A 22,899-nucleotide genomic window follows, 5' to 3' on the forward strand; every position below is an offset into this window, starting at 1 on the left:
GGGCGGGAGGCTTACCCAGGGCGATCCCCCGGCTAGTGACCCTGCACGCCGGCTGGGGCGGCCTTGCGGGCATAGAAGGTGGCCACCTCCTCGATCTCGGCGTCGGTCATCTGGCGTGCCATCGTGCGCATCACGCCCTGGGGGTCGTTGCGACGTTCGCCGCTGCGGAAGGCCCGCAGCTGCGCGACGAGGTAGTCGCGCGGCATTCCCTCGATCCAGGGGGTGCCGAACTTCTGGTCGATCCCGCCGTGGCACGAGATGCACGGAGCGATGTTGCGCAGCGGGGCCCCCACGCGCACCAGCGCGGGCAGCGTTTCGTCGTAGGTGGTGGGGGCGGTGCGCGCTTTGGGCAGCGAGGCGTAGTAGGCGGCGAGGTCGCGGATGTCCTGCTCGGACAGGCCCGCGGCCAGGGCCTGCATCACCGCGTTCACGCGGTGGCCGTGTTTGTAGTCGAGCAACTGCTTGATCACGACCTCGGGGTACTGCCCGGCCAGGTTGGGCGCGTTGGAGGTGCTCATGCCGTGGGCGCCATGGCACATCGTGCAATTGAGGGCGAGCGTGGCGCCGCGCCCCACCGAGCCCGCATCCCGCGGGCGGGCCATCTCGCGTGCCAGCACCACCTGCGTGCCGGGCGGCGCGGCCGCCGGTGCGGTGCCCCCGGTATACCAGCGAGCGGGCACGCCCGCCGCGCGGCAGATGCTCGCCCACAGCCCCTCGGCGGTGAAATCCTCGTGGACGGAAGGCAGCCACACGAAGCCGACGAGCAACGACACCGCCGTCAGGCCCGCGAGGGCCGCCACGCTGCGGCGCCAGCCGACGGGGCGTTGCGACGAAGGAGCCGTGCGGGGGGTGTGCCGCTCGTCCATCATCGGCTCCCGACCGGCACCACGGGCACCGCGGCTTCGTCGAGCACCGCCATCTGCGCGATGGGGAAGCCGTAGTTGACGAGCGTGAGGCCGATCATCATCGCGACCCACAGTGCGAAGCCGTTCAGCAGCGCGGGCGTGCGAGCCCCGGGATGCGCCTCGACGCTGAAGCTGTAGGGCGGCGGCGCCGCCCGGGGCTGCCGGTGCGCGCGCGCGAGGATGTAGACGAGCAAGCACGCGGAGATCACCAGCAGCAGCCCGCCCAGGGTGGAGGCGATCACCGTCCAGGCCTGCGGCTGGATGTCGGGATGCGTGTAGTCGTAGTACGCCATGCGGCGGGGCATGCCGAGCAGGCCCACCAGGTGCCACGGCATGGACAGCACCATCATGCCGACGAACCACAGCCACACCTGCGCCTTGACGAGGCGCTGCGGCAGCGGCGGGCAGCCGGTCAACTGCGGCCACAGGTCGTAGGCGATCATGAAGTACATCAGCACGATGGCGCCGGCGAAGATGAGGTGGAAGTGGCCGGTGACCCATTGCGTGTTGTGCACCGTCTCGTTGAGCTGGTAGCTCATGTTGATGATGCCGCCCGCGCCGCCGAAGCCGAGCATCACGAACGAGAAGGTGACCGCCAGCATCATCGGGTTGTGCCAGGGCAGCGCGCGCACCCAGCCGAAGAGGCCTCGCCCGCCGCGCAGCCGCCCGGCGATCTCCACCGAGGCGACGATGGTGAACACGGTCAGCAGCGTGGGCACCGACACCATCGCCGTCATCGCCGCATGCACGAACTTGAAGCCGGCGCCCACCTGCGGATCGGCGAAGAGGTGGTGGATGCCGATGGGCATCGAGAAGACGAGGAACAGCACGAACGCGACGCGCCCCATCGCATCGCTGTACAGCCGCCCGCCGATGGCGCGCGGCACGATGGTGTAGAAGGCGATGTAGGCCGGCATCAGCCAGAAGTAGACGATGGCGTGCAGCGTCCACGAGAAGAGCACACGCGCCAGGCCCGCGTTGATGGTGTCCGTCCATCCGAGCGCGGCGGGCAGGATGAGCAGCAGCACCTCGGCCGCGGCGCCCAGTGACGTCCAGGCCCACAGATAGGCCCCGGCGACGTTGCCGAACATCGCCAGCGGCACGCTCTGGCCGGGGTGGCGCTGCTTCCAGGCGCGCAGGTTGATCGACATGAGCGCGACCCACACCCAGGAGCCGACCACGACCAGCACCACGCCGAAGTAGTAGAAGGGGCTGCCCACCATCGGCGGATAGAAGGTGTAGAGCACCGAGGACTTGCCCAGCGCCGTCGTCGTGCCCGCCAGCGCCGTGCCGAGCACGACCAGCCAGAACCCGGCCCAGGCCCACCGCACGCCGATGAGGGGCTGCTTGAGGGCCAGCTCGCAGATCGCGTAGCCGAAGCCCATGGCCACCAGCGTGGGCAGCACGTAGGCCATCACCGTGCCGTGCGCGGTGACCGAGCGGTAGTAGTGCTCCGGGTTGTTGACCCATTGCGCCAGCGGGCTGCGCACGAACATCTGCCACTCGCCGAGCACGATCGCCGCGAGGAAGGCGACGAACGCCACCCAGAAGTGCGCGAGCACGAGCTTCTTAGCGAGGAACACAGGAGAGCCTTTCTCCGCTGCGAGCGCGGGCCATGAACTCCTCGGCGGGCCACACCTGCACCCGCGCCCACATCGCCTCGTGGCCGGTGCCGCAGTACTCGTGGCACGGCATCAGGTGCTCGCCCGGCTGGCGAAAGCGCGTGGTGAAGGTGGCCACGAAGCCGGGCACGAGCATCGTGTTCGCATTGGTGGTGCCGACGACGAAGCCGTGGATCGCGTCGACCGCCGTGCCCCGGAAGGTGACCGGCATGCCCGCCGGCACCACGATGCACTGCGGCACGAACGAGTACTGCTGCGCCACCAGCCGCACCACCACCCGGCCGTCGGGCTCCAGCACGGTGCCCAGGTTGCCCTCGACGAACTCGCCCTTCAGGTGCAGCGTCTTCACGTCCACCGTCTCCACCCGCGAGGGCGGCATCGAGGCCCAGTGCAGCCCGGTGACGATCATCATCACCACGAGCAGCGCGATCACCGCGCCCACGATGTAGCTCCACCGCCGCTCGGCGGCGACCGCCACGTCGTGCGGCGACAGCGGTTCGCCCGCGTGAGCGCTCATTGGACCGCCCCCCGCGGCAGGTACACGAACAGGTAGAACAGCACGTAGAGCGCGACGACGATCGCGGTGGCCACGCCGGCGACGGCGAAGGCCCCGGCCGGGCCGCGTCGCACGATCTCGTCGATCTGCTGCTGCGGCGATTCGGAGGTCATGGGAGGTTGCGTGCGCCGGTCCATCGGACGCCTTTCGTTCATTCGGGGATGATCGTGCGCAGCTCGTTGACCTGCGCGGCGGTGACGGGCGTGCCGGTGTTGTTCCAGGCCACGCGGATGTAGGTGACGACCGCGGCCACCTCGTCGTCGGTGAGCATGTGGCTGAACGGCGGCATGCCGTGCGGCCTCGGGTTCTTGCGCGTGCCGGGCGGGTAGCCGCCGTTGAGCACCATGCGGATGGGGTTCACCGGCGAGTACAGCGTGATCGACTGGTTGCCGGCCAGCGGCGGGTAGGCCGGCGGATACCCCTTGCCTTCTTCGCCATGGCACATGGCGCACTGCTGGTCGTAGATGCGCCGGCCGAGCTCCATCACCTCGGGGGCCACCAGGCGGGCCTGGCTGGGAGGCGGGGGCGACGTGTCGCGCTCCGGCAGCGACTTGAGGTACACCGCCATCGCGCGCACGTCCTCGTCGGTGAGGTACTGCAGGCTGTGGTAGACGACCTCCGCCATCGGCCCGTACACCGTGCCGCGATTGGACACGCCCGTTTGCAGCAGGTCGGTGATGTCCTTGAGGCTCCACTCGCCCAACCCGGCCTCGCGGTTGGAGGTCAGCGACGGCGCGTACCAGTTCTGGTTGGGGATCATGCCGCCTTCGAACGCGCGCGACTCCTGGGTGCCGCCGAGCCGGTTGACGGCGGTGTGGCACATCGCGCAGTGTCCCAGGCCCTGCACCAGATAGGCGCCGCGGTTCCATTCGGCCGACTGGTTCGGGTCGGGCTGGTACTCGCCCTCCTTGAAGTAGAGCGCGCGCCAGCCCACCAGCAGCTCGCGCTTGTTGTACGGAAAGCGCAGCTCGTGCGGGCGGTTGGGCTGCCGCACCGGGGGCACCGACATCAGGTAGGCGTAGATCGCGTCCGAGTCCTCGCGCGTGACCTTGGTGTAAGACGCGAACGGCATCGCGGGGTAGAGCAGCTTGCCGTCGCGCGAGATGCCGGTGTGCAGCATCCGGTAGAACTCGTCCGGCGTGTACAGCCCGATGCCCGTTTCTTCGTCGGGCGTGATGTTGGGCACGTAGATGTTGCCGAAAGGCGTGGGCATGGCGCGCCCGCCCGCGAAGGGCTTGCCGCCCGGCGCGGTGTGGCAGGCCACGCAGTCGCCGGCGCGCGCCAGGTACTCGCCCTTGGCGATCAGCTGCGTGGTGGGGTCGGGCTGGGCGGGGCGCAGCGCCACCGGGGCGGACTCGCCCGGCGGGCTGGCATCGCCCACGGGGGCGAGCGGTCGCGGCTGCATCCAATACAGCACGCCCAGGCCCACCAGCGCGAGCAACGCCAGCGCGAGCACGATGCGCAGCACGGTTCGCATCATCGCGGGGCTCCCTGGCTGCCGCAGGCGAAGGGCATGCGCACGAGGTTGGCCGACTCGGGCGACGGGTCGCGCGGCGGGTCCTGGCCGGCCAGCCATGCGGACACGGCGGTGATGTCCACGTCGCTCAGACGCGTGGCCACGCGCTTCATGCAGTCGGGCTCGGCGGCATGGCGCTCGCCCACCTTCCAGCGCGTGAGCTGGGAGGCGATGTAGGTCGAGCGCAGTCCGACCAGCCCCGGAATGCCGGGGTCCATGCCGGTCAGGGACGCGCCGTGGCAGGCCACGCAGGCCGGAACGCCTTTTTGGCGGTCGCCCTGCGTGACCAGCGTCTGCCCCCGCTGCAGCAGCGACGCGTCCACCGGGACGGCTTCCTTGGGCGCGAAGGGCGGCCGCAGCCGCGAGAAGTGCTCTGCCATCTCGCGCAGGTAGGCGTCGGGCAGGAAGGCCACCAGGTAGTTCATGGGCGGGTACCGCCGCGTGCCGTCGCGGAAGGCGATGAGCTGGTTGTACAAATAGCCGGCGGGTTTGCCGGCGATGCGCGGGTAGTAGCCATTGGCGGTGCCTTCGCCCTGGCGGCCGTGGCAGGTCACGCAGCCTTGCACCCGGGCCTCCATCGAGTCGATGTGCCGGAAGCCCGGCACCGCCGAGGGGTCGCGCAGCGAGGAGTCGCCCGGCGCGGCCGGCGCGCTCGCCGTCGCCGCGGCCGCCAGCAGGGCGCCCAGCCACCTGCACAGGAGCGGGCGCCGGGGACGCAGCCGACGGGAGGGGGGGGAACGAAGCAGGGCGGTCGTGTTCACGCGCAGGGCACTCGCAGCAGACGATCACCCGCCGGCAAAGGCCGTGCCGAAGCGGGGAACTCCGGTTCGGCACGCCCCCCGTCCTCGCCCGAGGGACGTTACAGTGGCGCCAGCGCCGGCCGGCATCCGGCGCAGGAAAGCATGCATGCGGCGTTCGCGCTCTGGCTCACCTCGGCGCTGGTCGGCCTGCCGGTGGCGGGCCGCACGATCCTCATCGCGGCCGGCCTCAGCGCGAGGGGCCAGGCCGGGCTCGTGGTGATCGCGACGTCTTGGTGACGAGGTGGGTGAACACGATGAAGTTGCGTCGCTGCCCGAGCCCTGCATCCCTGAGCATCCGCACCCGCCTTCTGCTGCTCGTGTTGGTGGTGTGGCTGCCGGCCGCCATCGCCTTCGGCGTCTTGGCGCGTGACACCTACTTGCGCGAGTCCGCCGCGCTGCGGGCGCGCATCGAGGCGGTTGCGCGCAGCATCAGCTCGGTGTTGGAGCGCGAGTTCGACAAGCGGGCGCTGCTGGGCGCGACGCTGGCGGCATCGCGCGAGCTGCGCGAGCGTGACCTGGCGCGCTTTTACGAGGAGGCGGCGGCCGCGGTCCAAGGCACACGCGACTGGGTGCTCGTGGTGGACGCGAACCGGCAGCTGGTCAACACCCTGCGCCCCTTCCAGCCCGGCCAGACGGTGCCGCGCTCGCCGGGCTTCGCGCTCGTCTCCGAGCCCACCCTGTACTTCAACCCGCGCGGGCCGGTGGCGGGGCGCCCCGTCATGGCCGTGTTCGTCCCGGAGTACGGCGTCGCGGAGCAGCAGCTGAACGTGGCGGTGAGCTTCGAGCCCTCCGTCGTGCAGGACATCGTCGAGCGTCAAGCCGACATGCGCAACACCGTCATCGCGGTGTTGCTGCGCGACCGGGTGATCGCGCGCAACATCGACCCGGCGCAGTGGGTCGGCTCGCTGGCCACGCCGGACCTGCGCGAGCGCCTGCACACGGGCGCCACCGGCTTCGGCAGCTCGCGCACACTCGAAGGCATCGAGACGCTGGCCTACCTGACACCGCCGGACCGTTACGGCGTGTCGGTCGTCATCGGCGCGCCGCAGTCGGAGCTCTCGGCGGCCGCCTGGCGCCTGACGGCGCAGGCGCTCGCGGCTGCGGGCACATTGCTTCTCATCGGCCTGCTGGTGGCGCTGTATGCCTCGCGCCGCTCGATCCGGGCGGTGACGGCGCTGCACGAGGCCGCGCGGTGCCTGGGCCGCGACGAAGTGCCGCCCCCGCTGCGCACCGGCGTCGCGGAGGTGGACGCGGTGAGCCTCGCCTTGCACCAGGCCGGGCTGCAGGCACACGACGCGCAGCGGCTGCTGCAGGAAAAGATCGCCGAGGCCGTGGAACAGACGCGCCAGGCGCAGGCCCGCCTGCTCGAGGCCCAGAAGCACGAGGCGATCGGGCGCCTGTCCGGCGGTCTGGCGCACGACTTCAACAACATCCTGCAGACGATCACGACCGGCTTGCACCTGCTCAAGCGCACCTGCACGCAGGAGTCGCAGCACAAAGTGCTCGATGCGGCCTCGCGGGCCGCTTCCCGCGGCGCCGAGGTCGTGCGGCAGATGCTGAGCTTCGGGCGCGCGCAGCCGCTGGACCCCCGCCCCGTGAGCTTGGCCGATTTCGTCCTCAAGAACCAGGAGCTGCTCGCCAAGGCGGTGGGCGGCCAGATCGCGCTGACCGCCGATTTCGCCCCGGACCTGCCCGCCGTGCGGGCCGACCCGACCCAGCTCGAGCTCGCGCTGCTCAACCTCGTCTTCAACGCCCGCGATGCGCTGCCGCAAGGCGGGCGCATCGTGGTGCGCGCGCGGCCGGCGACGGACGAGGAGACCGCGGGGCTGCCGGCGGGCCGCTATGTGAGCGTCGAGGTGGTGGACGACGGCGTGGGCATGAGCGCGGAAACCGTGGCGCGGGCCTTCGAACCGTACTACACCACCAAGGCCGTGGGGGCCGGTAGCGGCTTGGGGTTGGCCCAGGTGATGGCCTTTTGCCGACAGTCCGGCGGCGATGCGCGGCTGCGCAGCCAGCCGGGCGTGGGCACCGCGGCGCAGATGCTGCTGCCCGCCGCGCAGGGCGCCGCCGCGGCGGCCGAGGAGCGCCCGGCGGCCCGGTCGGCCGGGCGCCCCTTGCGCGTATTGATGGTCGAGGACGACATGCTGATCGCCTCGGTCGTGAGGCCCTCGCTCGAGGCGGCGGGGCATCGGGTGGTGATGTGCGCGAACGCCGACGAGGCACGCGCACAGCTCGCGCGCGGCGAGCGGTTCGACGTGCTGTTCACCGACATGGTGATGCCCGGCACGATGTCGGGCGCCGATCTCGTGCAGTGGTGTGCCCGCCACCTGCCCGGGCTGCCGGCCGTGGTCGCCACCGGCTACAGCATGCAGGCTCCCGAGGGGCAGCGGCACCTGCTGCGCAAGCCCTACGCGGTCGAGGAGCTGCTGGAGGCGCTCCAGCAGGCGGTCTTCGAGGTCTGCGAGCCCTGAGGACGGGGCGTGCAACAGACGGGGCCGCACCAATCGAAGGGTGTGTGCCCGGCGCGGGCCCCACGGGATGCCGCGGCCCCGCGCGCGGCAGCGCCCGCTCAGTACCCGGCGTGCCGGTCGATCGCGTGGTCCGGGAGGCGGCCCTCGCGCACGGCGCGCAAGGCGGCCACGCATTGCGCGGCCACCACCGAGTCGGCGGCCTGGGCGGCGATGTGGGGCGTGGCGAGCACGCGGGGGTGCGACCACACCCAATGGTCCGCAGGCGGTGGCTCACGCTCGAACACGTCCAGCGCCGCGCCGGCCAGGTGCCCGTCGTCCAGCAGGCGCCGCAGGTCGTCCTCGACGAGTTGTTCTCCGCGCCCCACGTTGATGACATAGGCGCCCGCCGGCAGCGCCGAGAGCCGGCGGTGGTCCAGGAGCCCGCGGGTCTCGGCCGTCAGCGGCAGCGCGCACACGAGCACGTCGCTGGTCGCGAGCACCTGTGCCAGCCCTGAGGCCCCGTGCACGCAGACACAGCCGGCCACCGCCTTGGGCCGGCGCGACCAGCCCGTGACGGGGTAGCCCACCGGGCCGAAGGCGCGTGCGATCGCCTGCCCGACCGCGCCGAAGCCCAGGATGCCGATGCGGCAGCGCGCCGACGGGCGCACCGGATGCCGGCGCCACAGCCGCTGCGACTGCTGTGCGGCATAGAGCGTCAGGTCGCGTGTATGGCGCAGCGTGCAGCCGAGCACGTATTGGGCGATCTGGACCGCCTGGTCCGGGTCCACCACGCGCGTGAGGGGCAGCCCGGCGGGCAGGTCCGGCACCAGCAGCTTGTCCACCCCCGCGCCGGTGGAACACACGAGCCGGAGCCTCGGATAGCGGCCGACGATGCCGGGCTTGAGTCGCCAGGCGAGCAGCGCCTCCACCTCGTCGGCGGGCGGGTCGTCCTGCTCGGTCCACACCGGGATGTCGGGCGCGGCGGCGCGCAAGGCCTCGGCGAACGGGGCGCTGGGCAGCGGAGACGAGAGCACCACGATGCCCATGCTCATGTCCTTGCCGAGCGCCATTCGCGCTCCTGCAACTCGCGCCACAGCACTTTGCCGGAGCCCGACTTGGGCAGCTCGTCGACGAGCTCGATCACGCGCGGTGCCTTGTAGGCGGCCATGTGCTCGTGCGCCCACGCGAGCAGGGCCGCCGCGTCCACCGTGCCGCGGTGTTCGGCGCGCAGCACGACGAGCGCCTTGACGGTCTCGCCGCGGTGCGGGTCGGGCGCGCCGATGACGCAGGCCTCCTGCACGGCCGGGTGCCGGTACAGCAGCGCCTCGACCTCGGCGGGCCACACCTTGTAGCCGGAGGCGTTGATCATGCGTTTGAGTCGGTCGGCCATGAAGAAGTAGCCGTCCTCGTCGATGCGCGCCAGGTCGCCCGTGCGCAGGAAGCGCTTGCCGTCGAGTGGCACGAACGCCTCCTCGTTCGCCTCGGGCGGCCGCCAGTAGCCCTGCATCACCTGGGGCGCATGGACCACGATCTCTCCCACCTCGCCGGCGGGCAGCTCGTGCAGCGTGTCCGGGTCCACGATGCGCGCATCGACGTCGAACACCGGGATGCCCAGGCACTGCGGCTTGGGCCGGTGTGGCGGGTTGATGTGCGTGGCCGCCATCGTCTCGGACATGCCGTAGCCCTCGACGTAGCGCAGCCCGGTGCGGCGCAGCAGCTCCTCGGCCACGGTCTGCGGCATCGCCGCGCCGCCGCCTCGCACCACCAGCAGGCTGGACAGGTCGCGCCCCTCGAGGCCGGGTTGCGCGAGGAAGTCGATCATCATGGTCGAGATGGACTGCCAGACCGTGACGCGTTGCCGCTCGATCGCGAGCAGCGCCGCGTGCCGGTCCCAGCGGGTGAGCACGACCATCGTCGCGCCGGCATAGATGGGGCCGTGCAGGCTGCCGGTGAGCCCGGTCACGTGGAAGAAGGGCAGCACCGACAAATAGACGTCGTCTTGCGAGCGCCCGAACCAGCGCACGCCGCCCACGGCGGAGCACATCACGCTGCGGTGCGTGTGCACGCAACCCTTGGGGGCGCCGGTGGTGCCCGAGGTGTAGGGCATCGTGCAGGGGTCGTCGGGCCCGACCTCGAGCGGGCCCGGCTCCAGCGCCCGGTCCATCACATCGGACCATAGCGCGACGCCCGGGCCCTGCAAGGCTTCGCGCGGCGCTTGCACCAGCGCCGGGGCGTGCGGGGCGGCAGCGTCCAGCGCGTCGGCATAGCAGGCCACCACCACGTGGGCCAGGCCGCCTTCGCCGACGAGCGGGCGCACCTGGGGGTAGAGGTCCTGCGGCACGACGATCGTGGTGGCGCCGCTGTCGCTCACGTAGTGCCGCAGCTCGTCGGTCTTGTTCATCGGGTTGACCGGCACGACCACCGCGTTCGCCCGCACGATGCCGTAGAAGGCCACGACCCACTGCGGGCTGTTCTGCATGTAAAGCAGCACGCGGTCGCCGCGCGCGACGCCGCAGTGCCCCTGCAGGAAGCCGGCCAGGCGCTCTGCCGCGCGCAGCACCTCGCGGTAGCTGATGTCGCGGCCGTAGTAGTGGATGCACGTCTTGTCGGGGTAGCGGGCGGCGGAGACTTCGAGGTTGTAGAAGAGCGACGTCTGCGGCAGCGTCAGGTGCCGCGGCTGGCCGGGCGGCCAGTGCGCGAAATGCCGCTCGCGTGCAGGGGCGGGGGCGCTCATGCTCGGCACCTCAGCAGGTGGCGCGGCCATCGACGACGATGGCCTGCCCCGTCATGAAAGAGCCCGCCCGCGAGGCGAGAAAGACGGCCGCCCCCGCGATCCCGTCGGGCTCGCCCATGCGGCGCCGGGGCACGGCGGTGTCGGCCTGCCCCTTGCGCGACGAGACGACGCCCTTCGCCCCGCGCTCGGCCATGCGCCGGGCGATGGCGCGACCGATGCCGCATGACGAACCGGTGATGACGGCCGCCTGGCCGGCCAGCGAGAACAGGGGGGACATGGTGGGTCTCCTCGTCGCAACGGCCCAGTATGGCGCCGACGGGCCGGCCATGGCAGTCCGGTGCGCGACACACCCGACGCCGGCATGGCGCCGGACGTCGCGCCGGCTGTGGCCGCCCAGGCCCGGCTTCACGAGGCCATCGCCGCCTCCCAGGCGCGCTCGCCTGCCTCGCGGCCTTGCCGCAGCAAGGTGTCGATGCGACCGGGCGAGTAGTCGAAATGACCGCTTACCAGATCCTGCGGCAGCGGCTCCCGCGTGATGCTCAAATGGCGTGAGGCGCCGAGGGCACGGGCATCGGTGCGGCTCAGTTTGCGCATCAGCAGCAGCTCGATCGCCCGGTGGGCGATTTCGACGCTCGTGCGAGGCAAGGCCGCCGCTTTCGGGCTGATGGGCTCGACCGTCACCAGCAGCACGTCCTCGCCGCGCCTCGCGCGGCCCGCCTCGCGGGCGCGATCCATCACGGGCGGCACGAGCGAGGTGCTGCACATCTCGCCGTCCCAATAGAGGCGCCCGTCGACCTCCACCGGATCGAACAGCAGCGGCAGCGCCGCGCACGCAGCGAGATGGCGGGGCGTGACGGGCGCGCGGTCGCTGTCGAACACCCGCAGCTCGCCGTCGAGCACGTCCACCGCGCCCACGGCGAGCCAGGGCCGGGCGGGCGCATCGCGCGTGTCGTACTCGCCGATCAGCTCGGTGAGGGTCCGGTACATCGCCGCGCGGTCGAAGAGCGGCCAATCGATGCGTTGCATGCCGGCCCAGGGGTTCAGCCGCTCGGGGGCTGCCCGGTAGAGGCTGCGCGTGCCGGCGAGCAAGCCGGTGAGCAGCCCGTTCCAGGCGTCGGGGTCGGCGTGCGCGATCCCGGGCGTGAAGGGCGCCGCGGCCGGCACGAAGGGCAGCGAGGGCGTGGCCAGGCGCTCGCGCCACAACCGCTCCAGCGCGGCCGCGCCCCAATCCGCTTCGCCGCGCGCCGTGGCCCGCGCGATCACGCCGGCGAGGATGCCCCCAATCGAGGCGCCCGCCACACCGGCCAGGCGGGCGCCCGCCTCTCGCAGGCGGGGCGCGAGCGCCCCCCACACCCCGGCGGAAAAGGCGCCCAAGGCCCCGCCGCCCTGGAAGATGATGATGGTCTCCATGTGGGGGGAAGCCAGCAACCCGCACGCCCGGCCCGCGCTCCCGTGAGTGGCGGTCGATCGATCGCCCCGTGCGGGTGCCTGCGGCACCCTGCGCTGCGTGGCGGCGCACCCGCGCCTGCGCGCCCTGTGCACATGAAGCTCGGGCGGATACAGGCGGTATCACACTGGTGCCCCCGGGCCGGAGGCCTCTTCTACGATGGGGCTACAACAACCAACCCCTCAGGGAGCCACGATGCCGACATGCACTGATGCACGGCTCGTCCGGCGGCGTGCCACACGCCGCACCCTTTGCGTCGCCACCGCTGCGCCCGCACCGCCTGACGGGCGAATGCGCCGCGACCGCTCCGTGGACGGGGGCGCGGTCTCGTAAGAGGCCGCGCCCGCCGTTGCGGCTCCCACCCCGGTTCTGCCCCGTTGCGTCGTCCTGACGGCGCGCGTCTGTTCGCGCGCCGGCGGGCCGGCTCGTCCGTGCGGGTGCCACGAGCGCCCGTCTTCGTCCCACCCCTGATCGAGAGGAGACAGCTCGCATGAAAGTCCCACCGCACCATCGCCTGGCCCCGAGGGCCGGCACCTGGCCGCTCGCGTTGGCGGCGATCACCTTGGCGCTGGCCGGCTGCGGCGGCGGCTCCGGTGACGACACCGCCACCCGCCTGGAGGCCGACTCGCTCGATGCCGCGATCGCGGCAGCCGCTCCCGGCACCCGGGAGTGGCTGTGCGCGCAGCGCGTCAACGACACGCCGAACAAGTTGAACATGTGCATCACCGCGCAAGGCGTGCGTCGGCACCTCGACGCCCTCCAGCGCATCGCCAACGAGAACGGGGGCCAGCGCGCCTCGGGCACCAGCGGCTACGATCGCAGTGTGCAGTACGCGGAGCGCGTGTTCCGCGACGCGGGCTATGTCGTCTCGCGCCAGGCGTTCGACTTCCGCGTGTTCCGTGAGCTCTCGCCGAGCGTGCTCGCGCAGACCGCGCCCGCACCCGGCGGCGCGATCGCGCATCGCATCATGGCGTACTCGGGCGCGGGGGATGTGACTGCGGCGGTGCAGCAGCCCAGCGGCGCGCCCACCGGGTGCGACCCGGCCGACTTCGCCGGCTTCGGCGCCGGCCGCATCGCGCTGATCCGCCGGGGCTCGTGCACCTTCGCGCAGAAGGCCACCAACGCCCATGCGGCGGGCGCGCAAGGGGTCGTCATCTACAACAACGTGGAGGCCGAGCTCAACGGCACGCTCGGCGAGGACTTCGCGCTGAACATTCCGGTCGTCGCCGTCACGTTGTCCGTGGGCGAGCGCCTGGCCGCCACGCCCGGGCTCGAACTGCGCATCAAGACCGACACGCGCGTGGACACGGTGAACACCTACAACGTGATCGCCGAGTCGCGCCACGGCGACCCGAACAACGTCGTGATGATCGGCGCCCACCTCGATTCGGTGGACGAGGGGCCGGGCATCAACGACAACGGCACCGGCACGGCCGCCGTGCTGGAGACGGCCGTGCAGCTCGGCAAGGTGCGTCCGCGCAACAAGCTGCGCTTCGCGCTGTGGGGCGCCGAGGAGTCGGGGCTCGTCGGCTCGACCCACTACGTCCAGACGCTCAGCGAGGAGGAACGCAGCCGCATCGCGCTGTACCTGAACTTCGACATGGTGGGCTCGCCCAACTTCGTGTACTTCGTCTATGACGGAGACGACTCGGACGGCGTGGGTGCCGGCCCCGGCCCGGCCGGTTCCGCGCAGATCGAGAAGGTGTTCGAGTCCTTCTTCGCCGGTCGCGGCCTGGCCACCAAGGGCACCGACTTCGACGGGCGTTCGGACTACGGCCCCTTCATCGAGGCAGGCATCCCGGCCGGGGGCCTCTTCACCGGCGCGGAGGGCATCAAGAGCGCCGAGGAGGCTGCCAAGTGGGGCGGCATCGCCGGCGAGCCCTACGACCCGTGCTACCACCGGGCCTGCGACACGCTCAGCAACGTGAACCCGGTGGCGCTGCAGGTCAACGCGCAGGCCATCGGCTATGCGACGCTGCACTACGCGATGAATACCGCCGCCATCGCCGGCATGCGCGCGCAAGGGCAGTTCGAGGGCAAGGCCTCGGTCATGAAGTCGGTGGTGCGCCTGCCCTACAAGGGCAACCTGCTGCAGCGCTGACCTCGCCCGCGCCGGGGGCGCCCGGCGCGCGGTGTGCGGCCCACGGGGCGACGGCGCGTGCCGTCGCCCCTTTTCGTGCCCGAAGCGAGCCCCCGCCCGTCGCCCCGAGAAGCGACCGCCCCCCCGCGCCGCCGCTCGATCGGCAAGATCGTCTGCATTCGGTGCCGCGGGCGCGCGGCCGTGTCGGGGCCAAGGGACGGCGCGGCGTGCGCGGCCGCGACGACCGACCGGCCAGCCGCCACGCCACCCTCACACGACCCCCACGTGAGCCCACGTGAGCCCCGCATGATCTCCCCGCGACCCGCACGGGGGATCGCCCCGCCCGGTGTGGGTACGCCTCTTGCTGAAGCATCGCGGGCGGCGGTGAGCCGCCGTCGATCTTTGGAGTCCGCCATGCCGTCGCCTTCTGCACCTTCCACGCCCCGTCCCGGCGCGGCGGCGTCGCCGTCGCCCGGCCCCGCCGAATCCCACACTCCGCGCCCGGTCGATCTGGGCAGCGAATCAGCCGCCGGAGAGGAGGACCCGGGCGCCAGCATGGACGTCACGATGGGAGGCGACGCGCCCGCGACGGATGAGCCCGTCGAGCCGCTGGACCCGGGCCGCGTGAGTCTGGTGGACCCGGAGGATGTCGCGTACTGGTGTCGCGAGTTCGACTGCACCGAGGCCGAGCTGCGCGAGGCGGTCGCCCGCGTGGGCGACCATGCCGCGGCGGTCCGCCAGGCGCTGGAACACTGACTCTGCGGCTGCCGATGACGATTTCCGAGCAGGACATCTACTGGTTTCGCGAAGGCAGCCATGCCCGACTCTACGAAAAGCTGGGGGCGCACTGGGCCCCCGGGGGGACGCGCTTCGTCGTCTGGGCCCCGAACGCGCAGTCGGTCTCGGTGATCGGCGACTGGAACGGCTGGTCTGCCGAGGCTCACCCGATGCAGCCGCGCTGGGACGGCAGTGGCATCTGGGAAACGGTGATCCCCGGCGTGCACCCGGGGCAGCGCTACAAGTACCGCATCGTGTCCCGGCACCACGGCTATACGGTGGGCAAGGCCGACCCCTTCGCCTTCCATGCCGAGGTGCCGCCCGCCACGGCCTCGTGCGTGTGGACGCTGGACTACGACTGGCACGACGACGTGTGGCTGTCCGAGCGCGCACGCCGCAACGCGCTGGATGCGCCCATCTCCATCTACGAACTGCACGCCGGCTCGTGGCGGCGGGCGAACGGGCAGTTCCTGAACTACCGGGAGCTCGCGCATCAGGTCGCGCCCTATGCCAAGGCCATGGGCTTCACCCACGTCGAGCTGCTGCCGGTCACCGAGCATCCCTTCTACGGCTCCTGGGGCTACCAGACCACGGGGTACTTCGCACCGACCTCCCGCTACGGCACGCCGCAGGACCTGATGTACTTCGTCGACCACCTGCACCGTGAAGGGCTGGGAGTGATCCTGGACTGGGTGCCGTCGCACTTTCCCACCGACGAGCACGGGCTGCAGTACTTCGACGGCACGCACCTCTACGAGCACGCCGACCCCCGGCAGGGCTTCCACCCCGACTGGAACTCCAGCATCTTCAACTACGGCCGCAACGAGGTGCGCAGCTTCCTGATCTCGTCGGCCTTGTTCTGGCTGGACAAGTACCACGTGGACGGCCTGCGCGTCGACGCGGTGGCCTCGATGCTGTACCTGGACTACGGCCGCAGGCAGGGCGAGTGGATCCCCAATGTCCACGGCGGCAAGGAGAACCTCGAGGCCATCGAGTTCCTGCGCAAGCTCAACGAGGCCGTGTACCGCGACTTCCCCGACACGATGACGATCGCCGAGGAGTCCACCGCCTGGCCCATGGTGTCGCGGCCGACCTACCTCGGAGGGCTGGGCTTCGGCATGAAGTGGAACATGGGCTGGATGCATGACACGCTGGCCTACCTGCGGGAAGACCCGGTCCATCGCAAGTACCACCACGGACGGCTCACGTTCTCGCTGGTCTATGCCTTCAACGAGAACTTCGTGCTGCCGCTCTCGCACGACGAGGTGGTCCACGGCAAGGGGTCGCTGCTGAACAAGATGCCCGGGGACCGCTGGCGGCAGTTCGCCAACTTGCGGGCGCTGTACGGCTACATGTGGACCCATCCCGGCAAGAAGCTGCTCTTCATGGGCGGGGAGTTCGCGCAGGAGCGCGAATGGGCGCACGAGGGCGAGCTCGACTGGCACCTCACCGAGTGGCCCGAGCACCGTGGCGTCCAGCGCCTCGTGCAGCAGCTCAACCGGCTGTACGCCGAGGAGCCGGCCTTGCACCGCACGGACTTCTCGCACGAGGGCTTCCAGTGGGTGGAGACGCACGACGCCGAGCGCAGCGTCATCGCCTACCTGCGCCGCGGCCGCGAGCCGCAGGACGCCCCGCTGCTCGTGGTGTGCAACTTCACGCCCGAGCCGCGCACCAACTACGTGCTGGGCGTGCCGGTGATGGGGCGCTGGCGCGAACTCCTCAACACCGATGCCAGGGAGTACGGCGGCAGCGGGTGGGGCAACCTGGGCGGGGTGGAGGCGGTGCCTCTGCCCTCGCACGGGCAGCCCCATTCGCTCAGCCTCGTGCTGCCGCCCCTGGCCACGCTGATCCTCAAACCCGAGCGCCATGCCTGAGACCCGCAAGAACACCGCGGCGGCCGTCGCCGACCCGCGTGCCGGCCGCGTGCGTGCCGTCATCGACGCCGTGCTGCCCTGTGTGGACGCAGGCCGCTTCGCGGTCAAGCGGGTGGCCGGCGAGCCATTCCATGTGGAGGCGCATTGCTTCACCGACGGGCACGATGTGTTGCGCGTCGTGCTGCAATGGCGCGAGGAGACGCAGGAGTCTTTCCACGAGGTGGAGATGCGCCTGCGCCACAACGACGAGTGGCTCGGCAGCTTCACGCCGCCGGCGCCCGGCCGCTATGTCTATACCGTGACGGCCTGGGTCGATCACTTCGAGTCGTGGCGGCACGAGCTGGAGCGCCGTGTGGACGAGGAGGACGTGCGCATCGCCGTGCTCGTGGGCGCCCATCTGCTGGAGGAGGCCGCCGCGCGCGCCAAGGGGGCCGACCAGCAGGCCTTGAAGCAGTGGGCCGCGCAGCTGAGCGAAGCGGCTGCGCAGCACCATGCGTCCGACCTCAAGACCCTCGCGCTGAACCCGTCGCTGGCGGAGCTCGCCCGCCGCTACCCGGACCGCAGCCTCGCGGTGACCCACCCCGTGCTGCTGCCGCTCGTGGCGGACCGAGAGCGGGCGCGCTACAGCACCTGGTACGAGCTCTTCCCCCGGTCGGCCTCGCCCGAGCCCGGGCGGCACGGCACCTTCAAGGACGTGGAGGCGCTGCTGCCGTATGTGGCCGAGATGGGTTTCGACGTGCTGTACTTCCCGCCCATCCACCCGATCGGGCGCACCCGGCGCAAGGGCAAGAACAACACCTTGGTGGCCCAGGCCGACGATGTCGGCAGCCCCTGGGCGATCGGCGCGGCCGAGGGCGGGCACAAGGACATCTTGCCGGAGCTGGGCACGCTGGAGGACTTCCGCCGCCTGGTGGCCCGCGCGCGCGACTTCGGCATCGAGATCGCGCTGGACATCGCCTTCCAGTGCGCGCCCGACCACCCTTACGTCAAGGACCACCCGCAGTGGTTCCGCTGGCGGCCCGACGGCACGGTGCAGTACGCCGAGAACCCGCCGAAGAAGTACCAGGACATCTACCCGTTCAACTTCGAGACGGAGGACTGGCCGGCGCTGTGGCGGGAACTCAAGAGCGTCTTCGATCACTGGATCGCGCAAGGGGTCCGGATCTTCCGGGTGGACAACCCGCACACCAAGTCGTTCCTGTTCTGGGAATGGGTCATCACCCACCTCAAGCGCGAGCACCCGGACCTGATCCTGCTGTCGGAGGCCTTCACGCGGCCGAAGGTGATGCACCGGCTGGCCAAGCTGGGGTTCACGCAGTCGTACACCTACTACACCTGGCGCAACACCAAGCAGGAGCTCATCGACTACTTCACCGAGCTGTCGCAGGGGCCGGGGCGCGAGTACTTCCGGCCCAACGTGTGGCCCAACACGCCGGACATCCTGCACGAGCGCCTGCAGTCCGGCGAGCGGGCCACCTTCATGGCCCGGCTGGTGCTGGCCGCGACGCTGGCGGCCAACTACGGCCTCTACGGCCCGGCCTACGAGCTGATGGAGTCGGCGCCGCTCAAGCCCGGCAGCGAGGAGTACCTGAACTCCGAGAAGTACCAGCTGCGCCATTGGGACCGCGACCGCCCCGACAGCCTCAAGCCGTTCATCGCCCGCGTCAATCGCATCCGGCGCGAGAATCCGGCGTTGCAGTCGGACTGGAGCCTCAAGTTCTTTCCGATCGACAACGAACACCTCATCGCCTATGGCAAGCGCAGCGACGACGGCGAGAATGTCATCCTCACCGTCGTCAACCTCGATCCGCATTTTCCCCAGTCGGGCTGGCTCGCGGTGGACCTCGCCTGGCTCGGTGTCGATCCGCACCTGCCGTACCAGGTACACGATTTGCTCAGCGAGCAGCGCTTCACCTGGCACGGCGAGCGCAACTTCATCCTGCTCGACCCGCGCCACTCGCCAGCGCACGTCCTGCGCTTGCGGCGGCGGGTGCGCAGCGAGCAGGATTTCGACTACTTCGACTAGAGCCTCTGGATGAACGCACCGCACACGCCTCAGCTCGAGGCCGCCGAAGGCGGCGCGGTGATCCCCCGCACCGACGAGGCGCTCTGGTACAAGGACGCGGTGATCTACCAGGTCAACGTCAAGGCGTTCTTCGACTCGAACGACGACGGCGTCGGCGATTTCCTCGGCCTGGCCTCCAAGCTCGACTACATCAAGGAACTGGGCGTCAACACGCTGTGGCTGATGCCCTTTTACCCGTCGCCGCTGCGTGACGACGGCTACGACATCTCCGAGTACGAGAACGTCCACCCGCAGTACGGCACGCTGGACGACTTCCGCCTCATGCTGGACGAGGCGCACAAGCGGGACCTCAAGGTCATCACCGAACTCGTCATCAACCACACGTCGGACCAGCACCCGTGGTTCCAGCGCGCGCGCAAGGCGCCGCCCGGCTCGCCGGAGCGCGACTTCTACGTCTGGAGCGACACCGACCAGAAGTACCTGGGCACCCGCATCATCTTCACCGACACCGAGACGTCGAACTGGACGTGGGACCCGGTCGCCAAGGCCTACTATTGGCACCGCTTCTTCAGCCACCAGCCCGATCTCAACTTCGACAACCCGCTGGTGCTCGAGGCGGTGTTCAAGGTGATGCGCTTCTGGCTCGACATGGGCGTGGACGGCTTCCGGCTCGACGCGATCCCGTACCTGGTCGAGCGCGAGGGCACCAACAACGAGAACCTGCCCGAGACGCACGCGATCATCAAGCAGCTGCGCGCGGCGATCGATGCGCACTACCCCAACCGCTTCCTGCTGGCCGAGGCCAACCAGTGGCCCGAGGACGTGCGCGAATACTTCGGCGAGGGCGACGAGTGCCACATGGCGTATCACTTCCCGCTGATGCCGCGCATGTACATGGCCATCGCGCAGGAGGACCGCTTCCCCGTCGTCGAGATCATGCAGCAGACGCCGGAGATCCCCGAGACCTGCCAGTGGGCGATCTTCCTGCGCAATCACGACGAGCTGACGCTCGAGATGGTGACGAGCAAGGAACGCGACTACATGTACAACATGTACGCCGCCGACCCGCGCGCACGCATCAACCTCGGCATCCGCCGTCGCCTGGCGCCGCTGATGGACAACGACATGGACCGCATCAAGCTGATGAACAGCCTGCTGCTGTCCATGCCCGGCTCGCCCATCATCTACTACGGCGACGAGATCGGCATGGGCGACAACGTCTTCCTCGGGGACCGCAACGGCGTGCGCACCCCGATGCAGTGGAGCATCGACCGCAACGCCGGCTTCAGCCGGGCCGACCCGCAACGGCTGTACCTGCAGCCGATCATGGACCCGGTCTACGGCTACCAGGCGGTCAACGTCGAGGCGCAAACCCGCGAGCCGTCGTCGTTGCTCAACTGGATGCGCCGCATGCTGGCGGTGCGCAAGACGAGCCTCGCGTTCGGCCGCGGTCGGCTCACCTTTCTGCGGCCCGGCAACCGCAAGGTGCTGGCCTACCTGCGCGAGTACGGCGACGACGTGATCCTGTGCGTCGTGAACCTCGCCCGCACGGCGCAGCCGGTGGAGCTGGACCTCTCGCGCTTCCGCGGGCGCGTGCCGGTGGAGATGCTGGGCCGCAACGCGTTTCCGCCCATTGGCGATCTGCCCTACCTGCTCACGCTGCCCGCGCATGCGTTCTACTGGTTCCGCCTGGCGGCCGACGCCGACGCGCCGAGCTGGCACACCGAGGTGCTGCCGGCCGAGGACCGCCCGGTGCTGGTCCTCTTCGACGGCTGGAACAGCCTGTTCCGCGACCAGGTGGTGCCGTGGCGCATCGGGCTCGCGTTGCGCGTGCGCGAGCAGTTCGAAACCGACACGCTCGCGCGCTACGTCGAGGCGCAGCGCTGGTACGCCTCCAAGGGCACCGCGGTGCAGCGTGCGCGGCTGGCCGACCACGCGGTGTGGGAGCACGGCGAGCGCCAGTGGCTGCTGCCCATCGTCGAGCTGGAAGGGCCCGCGGCGCCGGCGACGTACTACGCGCCGCTGGCCATGGCCTGGGAGGACCGCGAGGAGGAGCGGATGCGCAGCCTCGCGGTGGCCACCGTCGCGCGGGTGCGGCAGCAGGCGATGGTGGGCGTGATGGCCGACGCCTTCGCCGACGACGCGTTCTGCCATGCCGTCGTCTCGGCCATCCAGCGCCGCGTGGAGGTCAAGACGGCGGCAGGCATCATCCGCTTCCGCCCCACGAGCCTGTTCCGCCAAGTCGCCGGCGACGACCACGAAAGCCTGCCGGTGGGCAAGCCCCAGGCACAAAGCAGCAACACCATCGTCACCCTCGATGAGCGCCTGTTCCTCAAGGGCTACCGGCGTCTGCGCCCGGGCTCCAACCCGGAGTTCGAGGTCGGCTGCTTCCTCACCGAGGCGGCCCGCTTCCCGCACTGCGTGCCCGTGGCCGGCGTGGTGGAGTACGAGTCCGGCGCCGGCACGGTCTACACGCTGTCCATCCTGCAGGGGTATGTGCCCAATCAGGGGGACGGCTGGAGCTACACCCAGGACTACCTGCAGCGCTACCTCGAGTCTCGACAGACCGTGGTGGAGCCGCCGCGCGAAGACGAGCACGCGGCCTATCTCGCGCTGATCGAGACGCTGGGCGAGCGCACCGCACAGCTGCACCTGGCCTTCGCGAGCGATGGGGGTACCGAGGCGTTCGCGCCGCAGCGCCTGACCAGCGACGACCTCGCGCACTACCGCGAGCAGGTGGCGCAGGAAGCGAGCACCACCTTCGCGATGCTGGAGTCGGCGCTGGACCGGCTGGACGAGCGCGCGGCCGCACTCGCGCGCGAGCTGCTCGTCAACCGGCACGTCGTGATGGCACGCATCGAGGCCTTGGGCGCGCCGGGCCAGCAGGGGCTCAAGACGCGCTACCACGGCGACTATCACCTCGCGCAGGTGCTGCTGTCGAAGAACGATTTCGTCATCATCGACTTCGAGGGCGAGCCCGGCCGCAGCTTCGCGCAGCGGCGCGAGAAGCACCCGCCGCTGCGCGATGTGGCGGGGATGCTGCGTTCCTTCAGCTACGCGCGCGCGGCCGCACTGCGCTCGCTGCCGCGGGGGCCGGAGGATGCGTCCTCTCTGGAGGCACTGGCGGCGCTGTGGGAGCGCCAGACGCGTGCGGCCTTCCTGCGCGCCTACCACCGTCACGCCGGCGCAGCCCGCCTCTACGAAGACCTGCGGCCCGGAGAAGGCCTGCTCGGCTTGTTCGAGCTCGAGAAGGCGCTGTACGAGCTGCGCTACGAACTGAGCAACCGGCCGGACTGGGTCGCGATCCCCCTGGAGGGCATCGCCGGCCTGCTGGGGCGGGCATGAAGCCCGCGCGTTCGCGGCGCCCACCACGGAGATCCACATGGAGCGCATAGAAGTCCTGCTCGACCCCGCGCGAGCGTTCCTCTACCAGGTCGGCGCGCTGCTGCCGCGGCTCGCGCTGGCGGTGGTGATCCTGTTCATCGGGTACCTGCTCGCCAAGGCGGCTCGCTTCGCGATCGAAAAGGCGCTGCGGGCCATCAACCTCCACATCGTCACGCAGCGCGCCGGCGTGGACGGCTTCCTGCAACGCGGCGGGGTGCAAACGGACACCATCGGCCTGTTCGGCTGGCTGGCGTACTGGGTCGTCATCCTCGCGGCCTTGATCGTCGCGTTCAACGGCCTGGGGCTGTCCTACGTGACCGACCTGCTCAGCCGTGTGATGCTGTTCGTGCCGCGCGTCATCGTCGCGCTGTTGATCGTGGCTTTCGGTGCGTACTTCGCGCGTTTCGTCGGCAACGCCGTCCACACCTACTGCGCCGGCATCGGCATTCGCGACGGGGCGGTGCTGGGCAACCTCGCCCGCTACGCGATCCTGGTGTTCGTCTTGATGATCGCCGTGGATCAGCTCGAAGTGGGTGGACAGCTCGTGCGGCTGACCTTCCTCATCCTGCTGGCGGGCGTCGTGCTGGCACTGGCGCTGGCCTTCGGTCTGGGCGGGCGCGACTGGGCGGCCGCGTGGCTCGAGCGCTGGTGGCCGGCGCCGCGGCGCCCCGGCGATGAACGCCGCGACCGCCTGCCCTGACGAGGGCGTCTCTCGCCCACGAGCTGCC

General features: G+C 70.7%; 18 protein-coding genes. 8 read left to right on the forward strand and 10 right to left on the reverse strand.

What is annotated here, in order from left to right:
- Positions 1 to 32 precede the first annotated feature (32 nt).
- From OMP39_RS01765 to OMP39_RS01790, 6 genes are read right to left on the reverse strand one after another with little or no spacing between them, the layout of a single operon-like run.
- Positions 33 to 866: a c-type cytochrome gene (locus OMP39_RS01765; RefSeq protein WP_264893099.1), complete on the reverse strand. Its 834-nt coding sequence runs from the start codon at positions 864 to 866 to the stop codon at positions 33 to 35.
- Entirely contained in the window at positions 866 to 2,488 is a 1,623-nt protein-coding gene (locus tag OMP39_RS01770) for a cbb3-type cytochrome c oxidase subunit I (protein WP_264893100.1), read from the reverse strand. The genes OMP39_RS01765 and OMP39_RS01770 overlap by 1 nt, the downstream gene beginning before the upstream one ends.
- Positions 2,475 to 3,044: a cupredoxin domain-containing protein gene (locus OMP39_RS01775; protein ID WP_264893101.1), complete on the reverse strand. Its 570-nt coding sequence runs from the start codon at positions 3,042 to 3,044 to the stop codon at positions 2,475 to 2,477. Before OMP39_RS01775 ends, OMP39_RS01770 begins: the two co-directional genes overlap by 14 nt.
- The gene (locus OMP39_RS01780) at positions 3,041 to 3,196 is read right to left on the reverse strand and encodes a hypothetical protein (protein ID WP_264893102.1); all 156 of its coding nucleotides are present in this window, start codon (positions 3,194 to 3,196) and stop codon (positions 3,041 to 3,043) included. The genes OMP39_RS01775 and OMP39_RS01780 overlap by 4 nt, the downstream gene beginning before the upstream one ends.
- 38 nt (positions 3,197 to 3,234) lie before the next feature.
- Positions 3,235 to 4,560 carry a c-type cytochrome gene (locus OMP39_RS01785; protein ID WP_264894615.1) on the reverse strand — a complete coding sequence of 442 codons (1,326 nt, stop codon included), beginning with the start codon at positions 4,558 to 4,560 and terminating at the stop codon, positions 3,235 to 3,237.
- On the reverse strand, positions 4,560 to 5,177 hold the full coding sequence (locus tag OMP39_RS01790; protein ID WP_264894617.1) for a c-type cytochrome: 618 nt from the start codon (positions 5,175 to 5,177) through the stop codon (positions 4,560 to 4,562). Before OMP39_RS01790 ends, OMP39_RS01785 begins: the two co-directional genes overlap by 1 nt.
- A 324-nt stretch (positions 5,178 to 5,501) precedes the next feature.
- Between OMP39_RS01790 and OMP39_RS01795 the strand changes: the two genes are divergently transcribed.
- Positions 5,502 to 5,636, forward strand: coding sequence for a hypothetical protein (locus OMP39_RS01795; protein WP_264893103.1), 135 nt, complete (start codon positions 5,502 to 5,504; stop codon positions 5,634 to 5,636).
- Between the two features lie 17 nt (positions 5,637 to 5,653).
- Positions 5,654 to 7,870, forward strand: coding sequence for an ATP-binding protein (locus OMP39_RS01800; RefSeq protein WP_264893104.1), 2,217 nt, complete (start codon positions 5,654 to 5,656; stop codon positions 7,868 to 7,870).
- Between the two features lie 98 nt (positions 7,871 to 7,968).
- On the opposite strand, the gene OMP39_RS01805 is transcribed toward OMP39_RS01800, so the two are convergent.
- The 4 genes from OMP39_RS01805 to OMP39_RS01820 form a co-directional block, all read right to left on the reverse strand.
- A complete protein-coding gene (locus OMP39_RS01805; protein WP_264893105.1) occupies positions 7,969 to 8,919 on the reverse strand; it encodes a 2-hydroxyacid dehydrogenase in 951 nt (316 codons plus the stop codon).
- Positions 8,898 to 10,583 (reverse strand): long-chain fatty acid--CoA ligase, encoded by a 1,686-nt coding sequence (locus OMP39_RS01810; protein WP_264893106.1) that lies wholly within the window; start codon positions 10,581 to 10,583, stop codon positions 8,898 to 8,900. Before OMP39_RS01810 ends, OMP39_RS01805 begins: the two co-directional genes overlap by 22 nt.
- Positions 10,584 to 10,593: 10 nt before the next feature.
- A complete protein-coding gene (locus OMP39_RS01815) occupies positions 10,594 to 10,860 on the reverse strand; it encodes an SDR family oxidoreductase (RefSeq protein ID WP_264893107.1) in 267 nt (88 codons plus the stop codon).
- Between the two features lie 128 nt (positions 10,861 to 10,988).
- Positions 10,989 to 11,993, reverse strand: a complete 1,005-nt coding sequence (locus tag OMP39_RS01820) for a patatin-like phospholipase family protein (protein WP_264893108.1) — start codon at positions 11,991 to 11,993, stop codon at positions 10,989 to 10,991.
- A gap of 527 nt (positions 11,994 to 12,520) precedes the next feature.
- Here OMP39_RS01820 and OMP39_RS01825 point away from each other — a divergent pair.
- The 6 genes from OMP39_RS01825 to OMP39_RS01850 all read left to right on the forward strand — a co-directional run bounded on the left by OMP39_RS01825 (position 12,521) and on the right by OMP39_RS01850 (position 22,871).
- Positions 12,521 to 14,131 (forward strand): M28 family metallopeptidase, encoded by a 1,611-nt coding sequence (locus OMP39_RS01825; RefSeq protein WP_264893109.1) that lies wholly within the window; start codon positions 12,521 to 12,523, stop codon positions 14,129 to 14,131.
- Positions 14,132 to 14,665: 534 nt separating this feature from the next.
- A complete protein-coding gene (locus OMP39_RS01830; protein WP_342454870.1) occupies positions 14,666 to 14,866 on the forward strand; it encodes a DUF3606 domain-containing protein in 201 nt (66 codons plus the stop codon).
- Between the two features lie 14 nt (positions 14,867 to 14,880).
- Positions 14,881 to 16,761 carry a 1,4-alpha-glucan branching protein GlgB gene (gene glgB / locus OMP39_RS01835; RefSeq protein WP_264893110.1) on the forward strand — a complete coding sequence of 627 codons (1,881 nt, stop codon included), beginning with the start codon at positions 14,881 to 14,883 and terminating at the stop codon, positions 16,759 to 16,761.
- Positions 16,754 to 18,787, forward strand: coding sequence for an alpha-1,4-glucan--maltose-1-phosphate maltosyltransferase (locus tag OMP39_RS01840; RefSeq protein WP_264893111.1), 2,034 nt, complete (start codon positions 16,754 to 16,756; stop codon positions 18,785 to 18,787). The genes glgB and OMP39_RS01840 overlap by 8 nt, the downstream gene beginning before the upstream one ends.
- Positions 18,788 to 18,796: 9 nt before the next feature.
- Positions 18,797 to 22,132, forward strand: a complete 3,336-nt coding sequence (gene treS, locus OMP39_RS01845; protein WP_264893112.1) for a maltose alpha-D-glucosyltransferase — start codon at positions 18,797 to 18,799, stop codon at positions 22,130 to 22,132.
- A gap of 37 nt (positions 22,133 to 22,169) precedes the next feature.
- Positions 22,170 to 22,871, forward strand: coding sequence for a mechanosensitive ion channel family protein (locus OMP39_RS01850; RefSeq protein WP_264893113.1), 702 nt, complete (start codon positions 22,170 to 22,172; stop codon positions 22,869 to 22,871).
- Positions 22,872 to 22,899 lie beyond the last annotated feature (28 nt).

It is taken from the genome of Schlegelella aquatica (genome assembly GCF_026013905.1).
GTDB classification, from domain to species: domain Bacteria; phylum Pseudomonadota; class Gammaproteobacteria; order Burkholderiales; family Burkholderiaceae_C; genus Caldimonas; species Caldimonas aquatica.

Excerpts from the sequence above, each read along its gene's own strand:
- OMP39_RS01810 (WP_264893106.1), bottom strand. The coding sequence starts at position 10,583 with ATGAGCGCCCCCGCCCCTGCACGCGAGCGGCATTTCGCGCACTGGCCG.
- OMP39_RS01830 (WP_342454870.1), top strand. The coding sequence starts at position 14,666 with ATGGACGTCACGATGGGAGGCGACGCGCCCGCGACGGATGAGCCCGTC.
- OMP39_RS01815 (WP_264893107.1), bottom strand. The coding sequence starts at position 10,860 with ATGTCCCCCCTGTTCTCGCTGGCCGGCCAGGCGGCCGTCATCACCGGT.
- OMP39_RS01775 (WP_264893101.1), bottom strand. The coding sequence starts at position 3,044 with ATGAGCGCTCACGCGGGCGAACCGCTGTCGCCGCACGACGTGGCGGTC.
- OMP39_RS01800 (WP_264893104.1), top strand. The coding sequence starts at position 5,654 with ATGAAGTTGCGTCGCTGCCCGAGCCCTGCATCCCTGAGCATCCGCACC.
- OMP39_RS01790 (WP_264894617.1), bottom strand. The coding sequence starts at position 5,177 with ATGGAGGCCCGGGTGCAAGGCTGCGTGACCTGCCACGGCCGCCAGGGC.
- OMP39_RS01780 (WP_264893102.1), bottom strand. The coding sequence starts at position 3,196 with ATGACCTCCGAATCGCCGCAGCAGCAGATCGACGAGATCGTGCGACGC.
- OMP39_RS01820 (WP_264893108.1), bottom strand. The coding sequence starts at position 11,993 with ATGGAGACCATCATCATCTTCCAGGGCGGCGGGGCCTTGGGCGCCTTT.
- OMP39_RS01795 (WP_264893103.1), top strand. The coding sequence starts at position 5,502 with ATGCATGCGGCGTTCGCGCTCTGGCTCACCTCGGCGCTGGTCGGCCTG.
- OMP39_RS01805 (WP_264893105.1), bottom strand. The coding sequence starts at position 8,919 with ATGGCGCTCGGCAAGGACATGAGCATGGGCATCGTGGTGCTCTCGTCT.
- OMP39_RS01850 (WP_264893113.1), top strand. The coding sequence starts at position 22,170 with ATGGAGCGCATAGAAGTCCTGCTCGACCCCGCGCGAGCGTTCCTCTAC.
- treS (WP_264893112.1), top strand. The coding sequence starts at position 18,797 with ATGAACGCACCGCACACGCCTCAGCTCGAGGCCGCCGAAGGCGGCGCG.
- OMP39_RS01785 (WP_264894615.1), bottom strand. The coding sequence starts at position 4,560 with ATGCGAACCGTGCTGCGCATCGTGCTCGCGCTGGCGTTGCTCGCGCTG.
- OMP39_RS01765 (WP_264893099.1), bottom strand. The coding sequence starts at position 866 with ATGGACGAGCGGCACACCCCCCGCACGGCTCCTTCGTCGCAACGCCCC.
- OMP39_RS01840 (WP_264893111.1), top strand. The coding sequence starts at position 16,754 with ATGCCTGAGACCCGCAAGAACACCGCGGCGGCCGTCGCCGACCCGCGT.
- glgB (WP_264893110.1), top strand. The coding sequence starts at position 14,881 with ATGACGATTTCCGAGCAGGACATCTACTGGTTTCGCGAAGGCAGCCAT.
- OMP39_RS01825 (WP_264893109.1), top strand. The coding sequence starts at position 12,521 with ATGAAAGTCCCACCGCACCATCGCCTGGCCCCGAGGGCCGGCACCTGG.